The organism is Kitasatospora sp. NPDC085879 (genome assembly GCF_040686255.1).
Lineage (GTDB): Bacteria > Actinomycetota > Actinomycetes > Streptomycetales > Streptomycetaceae > Kitasatospora.
This window is the reverse complement of record NZ_JBFBJZ010000060.1, coordinates 34,125-49,852: the sequence shown is the minus strand read 5'-3', so window position 1 is coordinate 49,852 and position 15,728 is coordinate 34,125. Positions and strand designations below refer to the sequence as shown.

Sequence of the window (15,728 nt, the reverse complement as noted above, 5' to 3'; positions counted from 1 at the left end):
GGCGCGGCGACCGCGCCCCCACCGGCCGTTCCCGTCCCCGCGCCGCGCCGCGCCGGGCGCACGTCAGGGCGTCGGCCGCGAAACCACTCGATGGGGTCACACCGGCGGCGTGTCCCTGTGACGGCGGGCGATCGCTGCGCTGTTCTGGTCGGCATCGACGCGGCGACCCGCCGCGCCCGAATCCGTGCCCGGAGGTTCCCCGATGTCCACGACCGCCGTCTTCAGCGTCGAAGGCATGAGCTGCGGCCACTGCGAGCGGACCGTCACGGCGGGCCTCGCCGCCCTCCCCGGTGTCACCGGCGTCAACGCCCACGCGGCCACCGGCCGGGTCACCGTCGAGTCCACCGCCGACCTGGACGAGGCCGTCGTCCGCAACACGGTCGGCGAGGCCGGCTTCACCCTCGTCGGGCGGGTCTGACGCGTCCTCACGCCTCCGCGCCGGCCACTACCGCGGTTCCGGGCCGGCACCCGGTCCGCGGAAGGGAAGCAGCAGGGTCAGCACCGCGGCCAGGGCGCCCCAGGTGAGCAGGCCGAGGGCCGCCGCCTTCAGCACGCCGAGGCCCGCGGCGGCGACGTAGAAGCCGGCGGCGAGCGCGGCGTTCGCAAGGGCCGCACTCGACGCCATCTGCACCTCGGCCTCGTGGCGGCCGAACAGCGTGCCGAGGCCGCGTGCCAGCGGCCGCTGCAGCACCAGCAGCAGGGCGCAGAGGATCACGGCCGTGACCAGCGCCATCCACCAGGCCGTCCGCGAGGAGAACAGCAGCAGGGTGCCGGAGACCAGGGTGACCGCCACCGCGGCGAAGAGCCCGCCCGTGCCCCGCGCGGCCGTCGGCGTCGGCCGGTCCATCGACAGCACGAAGACGAATGCGAAGAACGCCGGGACCCCGAGCAGCCCGGCCCACCACACCGGCCAGGAGGCGAACGCGATCAACTGGACGGCGAACGCCGCGCTCCCCGCGAGCGCGCTGCGGTTCAGGGCGGAGTCCCGTGCCGCGAGCACCACCACCGGGCCGGCCGGCGGCTCGGCCACCACAGGTGGCGCCGGGTGCGGGTCGGTCGGCTCGGGCACCGGGGTGTGTCCGCCCGCGGTGGCCCGGGTCGGTGCGCCGTCGAGGGCCGTCGGCGGGTGCGGGGGCGCCGACGGCGCCCGGCCGGGGACGACGGCGGTGGCGGCCGCGTCGGCGTGGACGGGCGGCGGCGGGGGCACCGGGTGGCGGCTCGGGTCCGGGGCCGCGAGCAGCGCCTCGATGCGGCCGGCGATCTCCTCGGCGCTGCCCGGCCGCTCCCCCGGCTCCTTGGCCAGCAGGGCGAGGACCAGCGCGTCGACCTCGGCCGGGACGGCGGGCCGCACCCCGCTGGGGGCCTCGGGCTGCCGGGTGAGGTGCTGGTGCAGGACGGCCAGCGGTGCGCCGGTGAACGGCGGACGGCCCGTCAGCAGTGTGTGCAGCAGGCAGCCGACGGCGTAGAGGTCGGCCGCCGGGCCGATGCCGCGGTCGCCGCGGGCCTGTTCGGGCGCCATGTAGGCGGCCGTGCCGATGGCGTGGCCGGTGCCGGTGAGCGCGAGGTCCTCGTACACGTGCTTGACGATGCCGAAGTCGAGGATCTTGACGGTGCCGCCGGGTAGCAGCATGGCGTTCGCGGGCTTGATGTCGCGGTGGACGAGGCCGGCCCGGTGGGCGGCGGCCAGGCCGGTGCAGACCTGCCGGGTCCAGTCGAGGGCGTCGGCCACCGGCGGCAGCGGCCCCTCGGTGAGGACGTCCTCCAGGGCCCGCCCGTCGAGGTGCTCCATGACCAGGAAGGGCGCGCCGCCGTGCTCGGGCCCGGCCCGGCCGAAGTCATGGACGGTGACGATGTGCGGGCTGCTGAGGTTGCCGGCGGCCCGGGCCTCCGCGGCGAACCGCTCCACTCCCGCGGAGGCCGTGTCGGCGCCGGTCAGCAGCTTCACCGCGACCGGCCGGCCGACCCGCTCGTCGAAGGCCCGCCACACCTGGCCCATCCCGCCGGAGCCCAGCACCGCCTCCAGCCGGTACCGGCCGTCCAGTTGCTCGCCCTGCATGCGCACTCCCGTCACGTCCCCCGAAGCGCGACTCGTCCGGACACGCCCCACCGCCCCCGGCACTCTACCGGCCGGCCCGCCCCGGCCTGCGCCTGTTCACCCGGCCCTCACCCCGCCCGGCCGTCGGCCCGTCAGCACGCCGACGCCGCCCTGTCCGTCCGGTGCCGGGGCCTGCGGGATGGAAGGATTGGCGGTATGGCCGACTTCGAGATCCCCGAGCGCCACGCGCAGCTGCTCCGGTACGCACAGACCCTGACCCCGCCCTCGGGTTGGAAGATCGAGGTGTCCGGCGACGAGATCATCATGATGGCCGGGCCGTCGGTGATCCATCAGCGCAACCTCCTGGTCGTCCGGGAGCAGTTCGACGCCCACCGCCCGGCCGGGCTGATGCCGAGCGAGAACACCGACCTCGCGTCGCCGAACGTCGGCAAGCTCCGGAATCCGGACCTGACCTACATCCCGCTCTCCGTCGTGGAACTCGGCGGCAGCGAGGTTCCCGCAGAGCTCGCCGAGATCGCCGTGGAGATCGTCTCGCCCTCCAACCCCGAGAACGACCTGGTCGGCAAGGTCCGCGACTACCCGCTGATGCGGATCCCGCTGTACCTGCTGATCGACCCGCGGGAGGGCGCGATCGTGCTGTACTCGGAACCGGACAACGGCGTCTACCACCGGCAGTGGCGCGGCACGTTCGGCGACACGGTGCCCGTCCCGGCACCGTTCTCGTTCGGACTGGCGACGGGCGAGCTGATCCGCTACCCGGCCTGAGGTGCCGTCAGGGCCGTGACGGCGGCGGGGTGGATCTGGACGGGGACGCCGTTGAGGACGGCGGTGCCGGACAGCGGGTCGACGGCGCCGGGGTCGGTGAGCATGTTGACGTTGACGCCGGGGACGGCCTCGGCGACCCGCATCCGGGTGCCGGGCCGGTCGTGGCCCCAGCCGTGCGGGAGACTGACGACGCCGGGCATGACGTCCTCGGTGATCTCCACCGGGGCGGTGACCTCGCCGGTGCGGCTGCGGACCACGGCGTCGCCTCCGTCGGCGAGGCCGAGGGCGGCGGCGTCGGCCGGGTGGACGTGCAGGGTGCAGCGGTTGCTGCCGCGGGTGAGCGCGGGCAGGTTGTGCAGCCAGCTGTTGTTGGAGCGCAGGTGCCGGCGGCCGACCAGGACGAGGCCGTCGCCGCGTTCGGCGAGTGCGGCACTCAGCCGGCCGAGGTCGGCGGCGAGCGGCGCTGGGCAGAGTTCGACGGTGCCGGAGACGGTGCGCAGCACCTCGGGCAGCCGGGGCAGGAGCGCGCCGAGGTCGATGCCGTGGGGTGCGGCGAGCAGCCCGGCGAGGGTGAGTCCGTCGGGGTCCGCGCCGAAGCCCTCGCCGTAGGCGCCGAGGCGGAGCATCAGGTCGATCTGGCGTTCGCTGCCGGTGTCGCCGTGCAGGGCGGCGGCGAGTTCCGCCGGGTCGCGGCCGTGGACGGGCGAGGCCGGGTCGGCGACGGCCCTGGCGAGGATGCCGGCGGTGGTCCGGTCGTCGAGGGCGTCGGGGTCGGCGGCGGCCGCGGCGCCGTGCCCGGCGGCGATGAGGACGAGCCGGGAGAGGATGCGGCACTCGTCGAGTTCGCCGTCCCGCAGTGGCAGGGGCGCCGGGGACCAGCGGGCGGTGTTGCGGATCGCGAGGTCGCCGAAGGCGAGGTCGAAGTGGGGTGAGCGGCTCGGCGGCGGGGGTGGCAGGACGACGTGGGCGTGCCGGGTGGTCTCGTTGAGGTAGGGGTCGACGCTGACCATGAAGTCGAGTCCGGCGAGGGCCTCGTCCAGGCGGTGGCCGCCGGGGGTGGAGAGGACGGGGTTGCCGGCGACGGTGATCAGGGCGCGGACCTGCCCCTCGCCCGGGGAGGTGATCTCGTCGACGAGGGTGACGGCGGGCAGTTCGCCCTTGATCTCGGGCAGGCCGCGGACCCGGCTGTGCCAGCGTCCGGTGGTGAAGCCGCGGCCGCGGCCGGTGCCGCGGCGGCGCCGGGCCGCGAGCGGGAACATCGCGCCGCCGGGCCGGTCGAGGTTGCCGGTGAGGGCGTTGAGGACGTCGACCAGCCAGCTGGCCAGGGTGCCGAACTCGACGGTGCTGGTGCCGATCCGGGCGTAGACGGCGGCGGTGGGGGCGGCGGCGAGTTCGCGGGCGAGGGTCCTGATGTCGGCGGCGGGGATGCCGCAGGCGTCGGCGACGGCCTCGGCCGGGAAGGGCTGGATCGCCCGGCGGATCTCGTCGACGCCGCTGAGGTGCTCGCCGGGTGCGGTGAGCTTCTCGTCGAAGAGGGTGTGCACCAGGCCGGCCAGCAGGTGGGCGTCGGCGCCGGGGCGGATCGGCAGGTGGCGGTCGGCGAGGGCGGCGGTGCGGGTGCGCCGGGGGTCGACGACGACCAGGCGGCCGCCGCGGCGGCGCAGCGCCTTGAGCCGGCCGGGGAAGTCGGCGGCGGTGCAGAGGCTGCCGTTGGACTCGACCGGGTTGGCGCCGAGCATCAGCAGGTAGTCGGTGCGGTCGAGGTCGGGGACGGGGATGGCCAGCGGGTCGCCGAAGAGCAGGCCGGAGGAGACGTGCTTGGGCATCTGGTCGACGGTGCTGGCGGAGTAGACCTGGGTACTGCCGACGGCCTTGGCGAGGGCGCCGGCGTAGAGGCCGCCGGCGAGGGTGTGCACGTTGGGGTTGCCGAGGTAGGTGGCGACGGCCTGCCGTCCGTGCCGGCCGATCACGGTGGCGAGACCGTCCTCCACGGCGGCGAAGGCCTCGTCCCAGTCGGCCTCGCGGTACTCGGTGCCGGTGCGGATCAGGGGCCGGCGGATCCGGTCGGGGTCGTTGTCGAGCTGGCCGAGGGCTGCGCCCTTGGGGCAGACGAAACCGCTGCTGAAGACGTCGGCCCGGTCACCGCGGGCGGCGGTGATCCTTCCGGTGTCCAGGGTGAGTTCGAGTCCGCAGGTCGCCTCGCACAGCGGGCAGACGCGGTACGCCTTCTCGGTCATCCCGACTCCCATCACCACGGTCACCGCCGGCTCGCCGCCGGTTTAGCGAAACGATAAACCACGGCCCGCCCGCTGTCGCCGGTCCGGTCGAAGACCGCCACCCGATCTGCACACCGGGTCAGCGCCCGATATGGCCGAGGTCACACTGCGAACCCTCTGGCCAGGAGCCGACCGGCGAGTAATTTAGCGTTTCGCTAGAAGGGCGGGCCGGCGGCGGGAACGATCCCGCAGGCCCCGAACCAGGAAAGAGGGCGCACCGTGCGGCGTTCCGTGTACACCGAGGACCACGAGGCCTTCCGCGAGGTCGTCCGGGATTTCATCGCCCAGGAGGTCGTGCCCGTCTACGACCAGTGGGAGCAGGCCGGCCACGCGCCGCGCGACTTCTACTACCGGCTCGGTGAGCTGGGCGTCTTCGGCATCGAGGTGCCGGAGGAGTACGGCGGCGCGGGCCAGAGCGGCTTCAAGTACCAGGCCGTGCTCACCGAGGAGCTGATGCGGGCCGGCGTGTCCTTCGGCGGCTCCAGTGTCCACACCGGCCTCTGCCTGCCCTACCTGCTGGAGTACGCCACCGAGGAGCAGAAGAAGCGCTGGCTGCCCGGCTTCGTCTCCGGCGAGATCATGACCGCCATCGCCATGACGGAGCCCGGCACCGGCTCCGACCTCGCGGGCATCGCGACCACCGCGAAGCTCTCCGCGGACGGCACCCACTACGTGCTCAACGGCGCCAAGACCTTCATCACCGGCGGTGTGCTGGCCGACCTCGTCCTGGTGGTCTGCCGCACCTCACCGGCCAGCCCCGAGGACCGCCGGGCCGGCCTGTCCATCCTCTGCGTGGACACGAAGTCCGAGGGGTACCGCGTGGGCCGGAAGCTGGAGAAGGTCGGCCTGCGCAGCTCCGACACCGCCGAACTCTCCTTCACCGACGTGCGCGTCCCGGTGGAGAACCTGCTCGGCGAGGAGGGCAGGGCCTTCTCCTACCTGACCCACAACCTCGTCCAGGAGCGGCTGGGGATCGCGGTCGGCGCGGCCGCCGCGGCCCGGGCCGCCGTCGACTTCGCGGTGACGTACGTCAAGGACCGCAAGGTCTTCGGCCGGGCCGTCGCCGACTTCCAGAACACCAAGTTCGTGCTCGCCGAGTGCGCGGCCGAGGTCGAGGCCTGCCTGGCTTTCACCGACCGGGCGCTCGACCTCTTCGAGACCGGCGACCTGACCGTCGCGGACGCCGCCGCAGCCAAGCTGTTCACCACCGAGACGGCCGGCCGGGTCATCGACAAGTGCCTCCAGCTGCACGGCGGTTACGGCTACATCCTGGAGTACCCGATCGCCCGCCTCTACACCGACAACCGGGTGTTCCGGATCTACGGCGGCACCAGCGAGGTCATGAAGACGGTCGTCGCCAAGTCCCTCGGCCTGTAGGGCCCGTCGGCGACCCTGCGCCGCCTAGGCCGTCTCCCGCATCCACCCCTGAGCGCCGCTCCACCGCTCCACCGTCCCACCCCCCTCTCCACCTCCACCCCCACCGAGGAGTCACCCATGTCCGAGAGCAACCCCAAGGTCGCCGTCGTCACCGGCGCCGCCCGCGGGATCGGCGCGGCCACCGCGCTGCGCCTGGCCCGCGACGGCCACGCCGTCGCCGTCTGCGACCTGGACGAGCCGGCCTGCGGCGGCACCGTCGAGGCGATCGAGAAGGACGGCGGCCGCGCCCTCGCGGTCGGCGTCGACGTCACCGACGCGGCCCAGGTGGCGGCCGCGGTCGCCCGGACGGCCGAGGATCTCGGCGCCCCCACGATCCTGGTGAACAACGCCGGGATCACCCGCGACAACCTGCTGTACAAGCTCAGCGAGGACGACTGGGACGCTGTCGTCGCCGTGCACCTGCGTGGCGCCTTCCTGATGTCCCGCGCGGTGCAGGCGCACATGACCGAGGCCCGCTGGGGACGGATCGTCAACCTCTCCTCCACGTCGGCCCTCGGCAACCGCGGCCAGGCCAACTACTCGGCCGCCAAGGCCGGCCTGCAGGGCTTCACCAAGACCCTGGCCATCGAGCTCGGCCCGTTCGGGGTGACGGTCAACGCCATCGCCCCGGGGTTCATCGCCACCGACATGACGGCCGCCACCGCCGCCCGGATGGGCCTGGACTTCGAGGACCTCAAGGCCGGCGCGGCCCAGCAGATCCCCGTCCGCCGGGTCGGCACCCCGGAGGACATCGCCGGTGCGGTCTCCTACCTGGCCGGCGAGGACGCGGGCTTCGTCTCCGGCCAGGTGCTGTACGTCGCGGGCGGCCCGCAGGGCTGACCCCGCACCCGGCCCGCCGGCGTCAGGACGGCCCTGCGGTCTCGTCCCGTCGCCGGTGGGTCACCATCGCGTCCAGGCAGCGTGCCACCCGCCCGTCGAGCTCCTCGACGGGCACGTCGATCTCCCGGGCCATGTGCTCGCGGAGCAGCACGTAGCCGTACACGGCGGAGGCCATCGTCGCGTGCAGCGCGTCGGGGTCGTCGACCGGCAGCCCGCCCTGCTCGGCCTCGGCCTCCAGCAGCCGGTGCTCGGCGGCCCGCTGCGGCAGCGGCCGGGGCCGCTCGTCGCCGTCCAGCACGAGCAGTGCCATCAGCCGGATCGGGCCGGGCCGGCGCAGCGACGTCCAGAAGAACCGGGAGAGCCGCTTGCGCAGCGGCAGCGCCTCGGAGACGGCCGCCGCGGCGTCCTGCACGCTCTCCTGGCCCTGCGCCCACAGGGCGGAACGCAGCAGGTCGCGGCGGGAGCCGAAGTACTGGTAGACGAGGCCGCGGTTGACGCCCGCCTCGTCGGCCACCGCACGCAGGTTGAGCCCGGCCAGGACGCCCTGCCGCTCCAGCAGCTCGAGTGCGGCGGCCCGCAGCGCCTCCTCGGTCGCCGCCCGGTCGTGGGACGAACGGGCCCGCTGGGGCGTCCGTGGGGTGCTCACCGGGTGACCCTCCGCGTCTGAATTCGGCCTGACCTGCACCGAAGACTCTACGGCGTCCCGGCCCCACCGATCACACGCGGAGGGAAAACCACCAGGGGCGCTGGGGGCACCTCCCGGCCGAAGGCCGGGGGCGGAACCGCGCGACACGGAGGCCTCAACTCCTGACGGCCTCTGCGATCTGCAGGGCTGCCTGGGCGGGCGTGAGGTGGGTGGTGTCGACGACCTCGGCCTCACCGTGCAGCCACGTGCGGGCCGCCTCGGCGTAGGGCTCGAGGTGTTTGAGACGGAACGGGGAGTCGGGGCCCACAACAGTGTCGCCCGCGATGCGTTCACGGAGGGTGTCCTGGTCGGCGTGGAGGACGAAGTGCCGTACCGGAATGGCATGGTGGGCGAGGCCCGTGCTGATCTCGCGCCAGTACTCCTCGATCAGGACGGTCATGGGCATCACCAGGGTGCCGCCGGTGTAGTCGAGTACGCGGCGGGCGGTCTCGACGACGAGCGGCCGCCACGGCGGCCAGTGCTGGAAGTTGTCCGTCCGGGGCAGCCCCGGCGTGATGTCCATGAGTGTCTCGCCGACCTTCTCGGCGTCGAACACCCGTGAATCCGGGATCAGCTCCTGCACGAGCGCACCGGTCGTCGTCTTGCCTGCGCCGTGGGTGCCGTTGAGCCATACGATCACGGGACGACGCTACCGCTGTGCGGGCGCCCGTGAGTGGTTTTCCCCCCGCGCAAAGGGCAAGGCCCCGCGGTGGGGCGCCCCTGGGTGGGGTGCCTGGGCCGCGGGGCCTTGCGGGTGGCTCAGCCGAGGGTGGCGATGGCCTCGTTGAAGGTCTTCGACGGGCGCATGACGGCGGCGGCCTTGGCCGGGTCCGGCTGGTAGTAGCCGCCGATGTCGACCGGCGAGCCCTGGACGGCGATCAGCTCGTCGACGATCGTCTGCTCCTGCTCGGACAGCGTCTTGGCGAGGCCGGCGAACGCCTGGGCGAGCTCGGTGTCGGCGGTCTGCCGGGCCAGCTCCTGGGCCCAGTACAGGGCCAGGTAGAAGTGGCTGCCGCGGTTGTCGATGCCGCCGAGGCGGCGGCTCGGCGACTTGTCCTCGTTGAGGAAGGTGCCGGTGGCGCGGTCGAGGGTGTTGGCGAGCACCTGGGCGCGGGCGTTGCCGGTGCTGGTGGCGAGCTGCTCGAAGCTGACGGCCAGGGCGAGGAACTCGCCGAGGCTGTCCCAGCGCAGGTAGTTCTCCTTGACCAGCTGCTGGACGTGCTTCGGGGCGGAGCCGCCGGCGCCGGTCTCGAAGAGGCCGCCGCCGTTCATCAGCGGGACGACCGACAGCATCTTGGCGCTGGTGCCCAGCTCCAGGATCGGGAAGAGGTCGGTCAGGTAGTCGCGGAGCACGTTGCCGGTGACCGAGATGGTGTTCTCGCCGCGGCGGATGCGCTCGAGCGAGAACGTGGTCGCCTCGACCGGCGACAGGATCTCGATCTGCAGGCCCTCGGTGTCGTGCTCGGGCAGGTACGCCTTGACCTTGGCGATCAGCTGGGCGTCGTGGGCGCGGCCCTCGTCCAGCCAGAAGACGGCCGGGTCGCCGGTGGCGCGGGCGCGGGTGACGGCGAGCTTGACCCAGTCGCGGATCGGCAGGTCCTTGGTCTGGCACATCCGGAAGATGTCGCCGGCGCCCACGGCCTGCTCCAGCACGGCGGTGCCGGAGGCGTCGACGACGCGGACGGTGCCGGTGGTGGCGATCTCGAAGGTCTTGTCGTGGCTGCCGTACTCCTCGGCCTTCTGCGCCATCAGGCCGACGTTCGGGACGGAGCCGATGGTGGCCGGGTCGAGGGCGCCGTGGGCGCGGCAGTCCTCGATGACGGCCTGGTACACACCCGCGTAGCTGCTGTCGGGGAGGACGGCGAGGGTGTCGGCCTCCTGGCCGTCCGGGCCCCACATGTGGCCGGAGGTGCGGATCATGGCCGGCATGGAGGCGTCGACGATGACGTCGCTCGGCACGTGCAGGTTGGTGATGCCGCGGTCGGAGTCGACCATCGCCAGGGCGGGGCCGGCGGCGATCTCGGCGTCGAAGGAGGCCTTGATCTCGGCGCCGTTGGGCAGCGACTCCAGACCCTTGAAGATGCCGCCGAGGCCGTCGTTCGGGCTCAGGCCGGCCGCGGCGAGGTCGGCGCCGTAGGTGGCGAAGGTGTCCGGGAAGAAGGCGCGCAGGACGTGGCCGAAGACGATCGGGTCGGAGACCTTCATCATGGTGGCCTTGAGGTGCACCGAGAACAGCACGTCCTCGGCCTTGGCGCGGGCGACCTGGGCGGTCAGGAACTCGCGCAGCGCGGCGACGCGCATGACCGAGGCGTCGACGACCTCGCCGGCCAGCACCGGCACCTTCTCGCGCAGGACGGTGGTGGAGCCGTCGTCGCCGTGCAGCTCGATGCGGAGGTTGCCGGCCTCGGCGACGACCGCGGACTTCTCGGTGGAGCGGAAGTCGTCGACGCCCATGGTGGCGACGTTGGTCTTGGAGTCGGCCGACCAGGCGCCCATGCGGTGCGGGTGGGCCTTGGCGTAGTTCTTCACCGAGGCGGGGGCGCGGCGGTCGGAGTTGCCCTCGCGCAGGACGGGGTTGACGGCGCTGCCCTTGACCTTGTCGTAGCGGGCGCGGGTCTCGCGCTCCTCGTCGGTCTTCGGGTCGTCCGGGTAGTCCGGCAGGGCGTAGCCCTGGGCCTGCAGCTCGGCGACGGCGGCCTTCAGCTGCGGGATGGAGGCCGAGACGTTCGGCAGCTTGATGATGTTGGCATCGGGGGTCTTGGCCAGCTCGCCGAGCTCGGCGAGGGCATCGTCGATGCGCTGACCCTCCGCGAGACGCTCCGGGAAGCTCGCGATGAGGCGCCCGGCGAGCGAGATGTCACGCGTCTCCACCTTGACGCCCGCCGTCGAGGCGTACGCCTGGACCACGGGCAGGAAGGAATACGTTGCCAGGGCCGGGGCCTCGTCAGTGTGCGTGTAGATGATGGTCGAGTCAGTCACCGGGTACTCCGCTTCACGTGTACAACGTCTTGACGTCAAGATATCTCGTCCGGGGCCCTCCCCGACACCGCCCCCCGCATCGAGTTCTCCCGCGCTCCGGCCGGGCCGGTCCCGGACGGAGGTCCGCCGCCACCCTATGACCGTTCCGGGCCGCCCGCGTCGCGGCCGCGCCGCGCCCTGGGGACCGGCCCGGACCCACGCGGCGCCTCCCGGCCGAAGTGCGCCGCTTCCGGCGCCGGGCGGTGCCATCATCGGGTCATGACGGGATCACCGGACGCAACCGGACACGGGGACGGCACCCGGCGGCGGGCGGCGCGCCTGGCCTTCGCCGCCATGGGGGCCGCCGCGGTGGTGCTGCTGATCGTCGGCGGCCTGAAGTCGCTGGCCCTGCTGCTCACCGGGCTGGCCGCGCTGGGCGTGGCCGTCGCGGGGCTCTGGTGGGCACTGACCCACCGCGGCACCCGGCGGCTGCTGGCGCTCGGCCTGGCCGCCGGCGCGGTGGCCGCCGTCCTCGTCGGGTACGCACTGGTGGACCTGCTGTGGGCGGTGCTGCTGGTCCTGGCGCTGTGGGCGGTCGCGGTGGCGGCGGGCCGGTCCGCGCTGAGGGGCGGCAGCAGCAAGCCGGTGGAACACCGCACCCCGGCGCCCGCCCGGCCGTTCCTGATCATGAATCCGCGCTCCGGCGGCGGCAAGGTCGAGCAGTTCCGGCTCGCCGAACGGGCCAGGGCGCTGGGCGCGGAGGTCGTCCTGCTCGACCCGGAGCACCACCAGGACGTCGCCGAGCTGGCCCGCGGCGCCGTCGCCCGCGGCGCCGACCTACTGGGCGTCGCGGGCGGCGACGGCACCCAGGCGCTGGTCGCCGGCGTCGCCGCCGAGCACGGGGTGCCCTTCCTGGTGATCTCCGCCGGGACGCGCAACCACTTCGCGATGGACCTCGGCCTCGACCGGGCCGACCCCTCGACCTGCCTGGACGCCCTCACCGACGGCGTGGAACTGCGCATCGACCTCGGCATGATCGGCGACCGGGTCTTCGTCAACAACGCGTCCTTCGGCACCTACGCGGCCGTGGTGCAGAGCCCGGCGTACCGGGACGACAAGGTGCGCACCATCCTGGACATGCTGCCCGACCTGCTGACCCACCAGCGCGGCCCCAGGCTGCGGCTGCGCGCCTCCGGCACCGAGGTGGAGGCGCCGCAGGCCGTCCTGGTCAGCAACAACCCGTACGCGCCGGGCGACGCGGGCGGGCTGGGCCGCCGGCCGCGGCTGGACACCGGAGCGCTCGGGGTGCTCGGCGTCAAGGTCGACAGCGCCGCTCAGGCGGTCGGGCTGCTCCGCGGCGGCGCCGCGACCGGGCTGACCGCGCTCGCCGCGCGCGAGGTGGTGGTCGAGGCGGACGCCGCCGAGATCCCGGTCGGCGTGGACGGCGAGGCGCTCGTCCTGCCGACGCCGGTGGTCTGCCGGATCCGGCCCGCCGCACTGCGGGTGCGGGTGCCGCGGCACCGGCCGGGGGTGCCGAGCGCCCGGCCGCCGCTGGACTGGCGGCGGCTGCGGCGGATCGCCTTCCCGCCGCGCGACGCGGTGGGGTGACGGCCGCGGCCGTCAGTGCCCGAGGGCCGCCTTCGCGCCCACGATGACCAGGCCGAGCAGCAGGTTGGCGACGCCCTCGCCGATCGCCATCCGGCGGGTGGCCCCGGCCCGGATCGCGCCGAGGGTGGCCCAGGCGACCTGCTGGGTGACGGCGACTGCGAGGGCGAACCAGGCGGTGCCGCTGTAGTCGAGGCCGAACAGTGCGCTGACCGCCACCGCGGCCGCCGGAAGCACGGCGGCCTCCACGATGGCCCATTCGTGCCGGGCGACCCGGCGCATCTCCCGCCGGTCGATGGGCTTGCCGACGATCCGCTCGCCGGCCACCTCCGCGTACACGTGCGCCGCCCAGAAGACCACGCCCGTGACCAGCAGCAGCCCGATCAGCTGCAGTCGGGGGAACTCGCCGGCGGTACCGGCGGTGGCCACCACGGAGGCGGCGAGCAGGGAGCCGTACACCGCGCCCGCGTAGTCCGTCCGGCCGGGGTGGAGCCGCTCCTTGCGGACGGGTTGCCCCGTCGGGTCGGGAGAACTGGTCACCGACCCACCATAGGGACCGGAACCGGACATTCTGTTGAGCGACGCCGACCGGACGGGTGATGCATGCCCGCACGCCCGGGCCCGAACGCCCGGCGCGCGCTCCCGGGGATGCCGCGGGCCGGCGCCGCCCCGTTCGGCGCCGGCCCTGCCGGATTCAGGTGGTCGAACCGAGAATCGCCAGTACGACGAGTCCGATGAGCGCCAGCGTCCAGGCCCACCAGGTGTCCTTCAGGTCCATCGCATCCTCCCGGGAGTGTTGCGCCGATCAGAGCACTACTGTGACGGACGGTCAACATTTCTGACAGAGGGTCGCGGCCGATCACCGGAACAGACCGCCGCCGTGACCGCTCAGCGGGCCGGGGAGACGAACTCCGGCTGGTCGAGGACGCGCAGCCAGCTGCCGTCCGGGTGGCGGCGCACCACTTGGGCGCGGGCGCCCGCGCCGTCCCGGGGAGGGGTCGAGGTGAGCGCGATGTCCCCGCTGACCAGGGTCGGCAGCGGCGGCTCGGGCTCGAAGTGCGGACGGCCTGCCAGGGCCTTCTCCCACAGCTCCCGGATCGCCTCCCGGCCGACCGTCAACTGCCCCGGCGGGAAGGCCATCACCGCGTCCTCGGTGTAGAGCGCGGCGACCCCGGCCGCGTCGCCGGCGTTGGAGCGCTCGACGAACAGACGGGTGATGTCCTCCGGCCGCAGGGCCTTCTCGTACTGATCGTGGTCGGGCACGGCGTCCTCCTGGCGGTCGGCTTCCGGGGGCGTTCCCGCCTCCCGGTGCCTCCAGCCTCCTCGGGGCGTGTTCAGAAGTCCAACAGCTGGATCGGATCGGAGCTAGAATCAGCAGTTGTGGAATTGCGGCAGCTGGAGTACTTCGTCGCGGTGGCGGAGGAGCGGAGTTTCACCCGGGCGGCGGAACGGGTGCACATCAGCCAGTCCGGGGTCAGCGCGCAGATCCGGCAGCTGGAGCGGGCGCTCGGCGCCGAGCTGTTCGACCGGTCGGCGCGGGCGGCGACCCTGACCGTGGCCGGCGAGGCCGCCCTGGCGCACGCCCGGGCCACACTGGCGGCCGCGGCCGCCGTCCGCGAGGCGGTGGGCGAGGTGACCGGCCTGATCCGCGGGCGGCTCACCGTCGGCATGGTGGTCGGCTGCACCGTCACCCCGCTCTTCGAGGCGCTGGCCGCCTTCCACCGGGCGCACCCGGGGGTGGAACTCTCGCTGCTGGAGGACAACTCGGACCGGCTCGCGGAGGCGGTGCGCACCGGCGCCGTCGACCTCGCCCTGGTCGGCACGGCCCCCGCCGCCCCGGAGGGGCTGGAGGCGCTGACGATCGTCAGCGAGCCGCTGGTCGCGGCAGTCCCGCCGGGGCATCCGCTGGCCGGCCGGGGCGGGGTCGGGTTGGCGGAACTGGCCGGGCATCCGCTGGTCTGCATGCCGCGCGGCACGGGCGTCCGGACGGTGCTCGACCGGGCCTGCGAGGCCGCCGGGGTCCGGCCGGCGATCGCACTGGAGGCCGGCGCGGCCGACTCCGTCGCCGACCTCGCCGCCCGCGGCCTCGGGGTGGCCGTCTTCAGCGCCTCGATGGCCGCCGCCCACGCGGACCGGCTCACCTCGCTGACGATCGAGGACGCCACCGAACCGGCCCTGCTCGCCCTCGTCTGGCGGCCCGCCCACGGCCCCGCCGTCCGCGAAGCCGTCCGCCACTGCCGCCGGGCCTTCGCCGCCGCGGCCGCCTGAACGCCGGCAAGCCGGCCTGCTTGCCTGCCTGCTTGCCTGCCCGCCTGCCCGCCTGCGATGGCGTTGGCGATGGCGGATACGGCAGGGCGGAAGCGAGGGCAGACAGCGGGCGGCTCGCCGGGTACGATGCCGGGCAACATAGTTACCGGCCAGTAGCTTTTGGGTGATTGGAGAAGCCATGCCCGCCCTCGACCGCCAGGACGACGTCTTCGTGCTCGACCTCGGAGACACCGAGAACCGCTTCCACCCCGACTGGGTCGCCTCCGTCAACACGCTGCTGGACGAGGTCGAGAAGACCGAGGGGCCGCGCGCCCTGGTCACGGTGGCGACCGGCAAGTTCTGGTCCAACGGCCTCGACCTGGACTGGCTGTTCGCCAACACCGACCGGGCCCTGGAGTACGTCTCCTCCGTCCAGGAACTCCTCGCCCGGATGCTGACGCTGCCCGTGGTGACCGTGGCCGCGCTTCAGGGACACACCTTCGCGGCCGGCGCGATGCTCTCGCTGGCGCACGACTTCCGGGTGATGCGCGACGACCGCGGCTACTGGTGCCTGCCCGAGGCCGAGATCAACATCCCGTTCACGGCGGGCATGTCGGCGCTGCTCCAGGCCCGGCTGGCTCCGCAGACCGCGCACGAGGCGATGGTCACCGCCCGCCGCTACGGCGGCCGGGACGCCCTCGCCGCGGGCATCGTCGACCGCACCGCCGGCGAGGACGCCGTGCGCCGCACCGCGATCGAACTCGCCGCCGGCCACGCCGCCAAGGCCGGCCCGACCGTCGGCACCATCAAGACCCGGATGTACGGCCCCGCGCTGTCCGCCCTCCGCGAGAAGGACATCCCGCTCGGCTGAGCCCGGGCG

Annotated in this window: 14 protein-coding genes; 7 read left to right on the top strand and 7 right to left on the bottom strand. The window is 73.8% G+C overall.

Annotated features, from left to right (window positions below):
- Positions 1-202 precede the first annotated feature (202 nt).
- Positions 203-418, top strand: a complete 216-nt coding sequence (locus AB0P35_RS32775) for a heavy metal-associated domain-containing protein (protein WP_363518185.1) — start codon at positions 203-205, stop codon at positions 416-418.
- Positions 419-445: 27 nt separating this feature from the next.
- On the opposite strand, the gene AB0P35_RS32770 is transcribed toward AB0P35_RS32775, so the two are convergent.
- Positions 446-2,056: a serine/threonine-protein kinase gene (locus AB0P35_RS32770; protein ID WP_363518183.1), complete on the bottom strand. Its 1,611-nt coding sequence runs from the start codon at positions 2,054-2,056 to the stop codon at positions 446-448.
- Between the two features lie 195 nt (positions 2,057-2,251).
- Here AB0P35_RS32770 and AB0P35_RS32765 point away from each other — a divergent pair, with 195 nt between their 5' ends.
- The gene (locus tag AB0P35_RS32765; RefSeq protein ID WP_095871139.1) at positions 2,252-2,821 is read left to right on the top strand and encodes a Uma2 family endonuclease; all 570 of its coding nucleotides are present in this window, start codon (positions 2,252-2,254) and stop codon (positions 2,819-2,821) included.
- Here AB0P35_RS32765 and AB0P35_RS32760 read toward each other — a convergent pair.
- Positions 2,809-5,058 carry a molybdopterin-dependent oxidoreductase gene (locus tag AB0P35_RS32760; RefSeq protein ID WP_363518180.1) on the bottom strand — a complete coding sequence of 750 codons (2,250 nt, stop codon included), beginning with the start codon at positions 5,056-5,058 and terminating at the stop codon, positions 2,809-2,811. The two genes, AB0P35_RS32765 and AB0P35_RS32760, sit on opposite strands and share 13 nt — an antisense overlap.
- A gap of 258 nt (positions 5,059-5,316) precedes the next feature.
- On the opposite strand from AB0P35_RS32760, the gene AB0P35_RS32755 reads away from it, so the two are divergent.
- Positions 5,317-6,474: an acyl-CoA dehydrogenase family protein gene (locus AB0P35_RS32755; protein ID WP_363518178.1), complete on the top strand. Its 1,158-nt coding sequence runs from the start codon at positions 5,317-5,319 to the stop codon at positions 6,472-6,474.
- A gap of 117 nt (positions 6,475-6,591) precedes the next feature.
- Complete coding sequence (fabG, locus tag AB0P35_RS32750) at positions 6,592-7,353, top strand: 3-oxoacyl-ACP reductase FabG (RefSeq protein ID WP_363518176.1); 762 nt, start codon at positions 6,592-6,594, stop codon at positions 7,351-7,353.
- A 22-nt stretch (positions 7,354-7,375) separates the two neighbouring features.
- Here fabG and AB0P35_RS32745 read toward each other — a convergent pair whose 3' ends face one another.
- From AB0P35_RS32745 to AB0P35_RS32735, 3 genes are all read right to left on the bottom strand, one after another.
- Positions 7,376-7,999: a TetR/AcrR family transcriptional regulator gene (locus AB0P35_RS32745; protein ID WP_218835685.1), complete on the bottom strand. Its 624-nt coding sequence runs from the start codon at positions 7,997-7,999 to the stop codon at positions 7,376-7,378.
- Positions 8,000-8,153: 154 nt separating this feature from the next.
- Positions 8,154-8,678, bottom strand: a complete 525-nt coding sequence (locus tag AB0P35_RS32740; RefSeq protein ID WP_363518174.1) for an ATP-binding protein — start codon at positions 8,676-8,678, stop codon at positions 8,154-8,156.
- Positions 8,679-8,797: 119 nt separating this feature from the next.
- Positions 8,798-11,017, bottom strand: coding sequence for an NADP-dependent isocitrate dehydrogenase (locus AB0P35_RS32735; RefSeq protein ID WP_363518172.1), 2,220 nt, complete (start codon positions 11,015-11,017; stop codon positions 8,798-8,800).
- A gap of 258 nt (positions 11,018-11,275) precedes the next feature.
- On the opposite strand from AB0P35_RS32735, the gene AB0P35_RS32730 reads away from it, so the two are divergent.
- Complete coding sequence (locus AB0P35_RS32730; RefSeq protein ID WP_363518170.1) at positions 11,276-12,604, top strand: diacylglycerol kinase family protein; 1,329 nt, start codon at positions 11,276-11,278, stop codon at positions 12,602-12,604.
- 12 nt (positions 12,605-12,616) lie between these two features.
- Here the strand turns inward: AB0P35_RS32730 and AB0P35_RS32725 are convergent, their stop codons facing one another.
- Together AB0P35_RS32725 and AB0P35_RS32720 are read right to left on the bottom strand one after the other, a co-directional pair.
- Positions 12,617-13,141: a hypothetical protein gene (locus AB0P35_RS32725; RefSeq protein ID WP_363518168.1), complete on the bottom strand. Its 525-nt coding sequence runs from the start codon at positions 13,139-13,141 to the stop codon at positions 12,617-12,619.
- Between the two features lie 348 nt (positions 13,142-13,489).
- Entirely contained in the window at positions 13,490-13,864 is a 375-nt protein-coding gene (locus AB0P35_RS32720; protein WP_363518166.1) for an SgcJ/EcaC family oxidoreductase, read from the bottom strand.
- A 117-nt stretch (positions 13,865-13,981) separates the two neighbouring features.
- On the opposite strand from AB0P35_RS32720, the gene AB0P35_RS32715 reads away from it, so the two are divergent.
- Positions 13,982-14,869, top strand: a complete 888-nt coding sequence (locus tag AB0P35_RS32715; RefSeq protein ID WP_363518164.1) for a LysR family transcriptional regulator — start codon at positions 13,982-13,984, stop codon at positions 14,867-14,869.
- Between the two features lie 178 nt (positions 14,870-15,047).
- Positions 15,048-15,719 carry an enoyl-CoA hydratase-related protein gene (locus AB0P35_RS32710; RefSeq protein WP_363518162.1) on the top strand — a complete coding sequence of 224 codons (672 nt, stop codon included), beginning with the start codon at positions 15,048-15,050 and terminating at the stop codon, positions 15,717-15,719.
- The last annotated feature ends 9 nt before the right edge of the window (positions 15,720-15,728 follow it).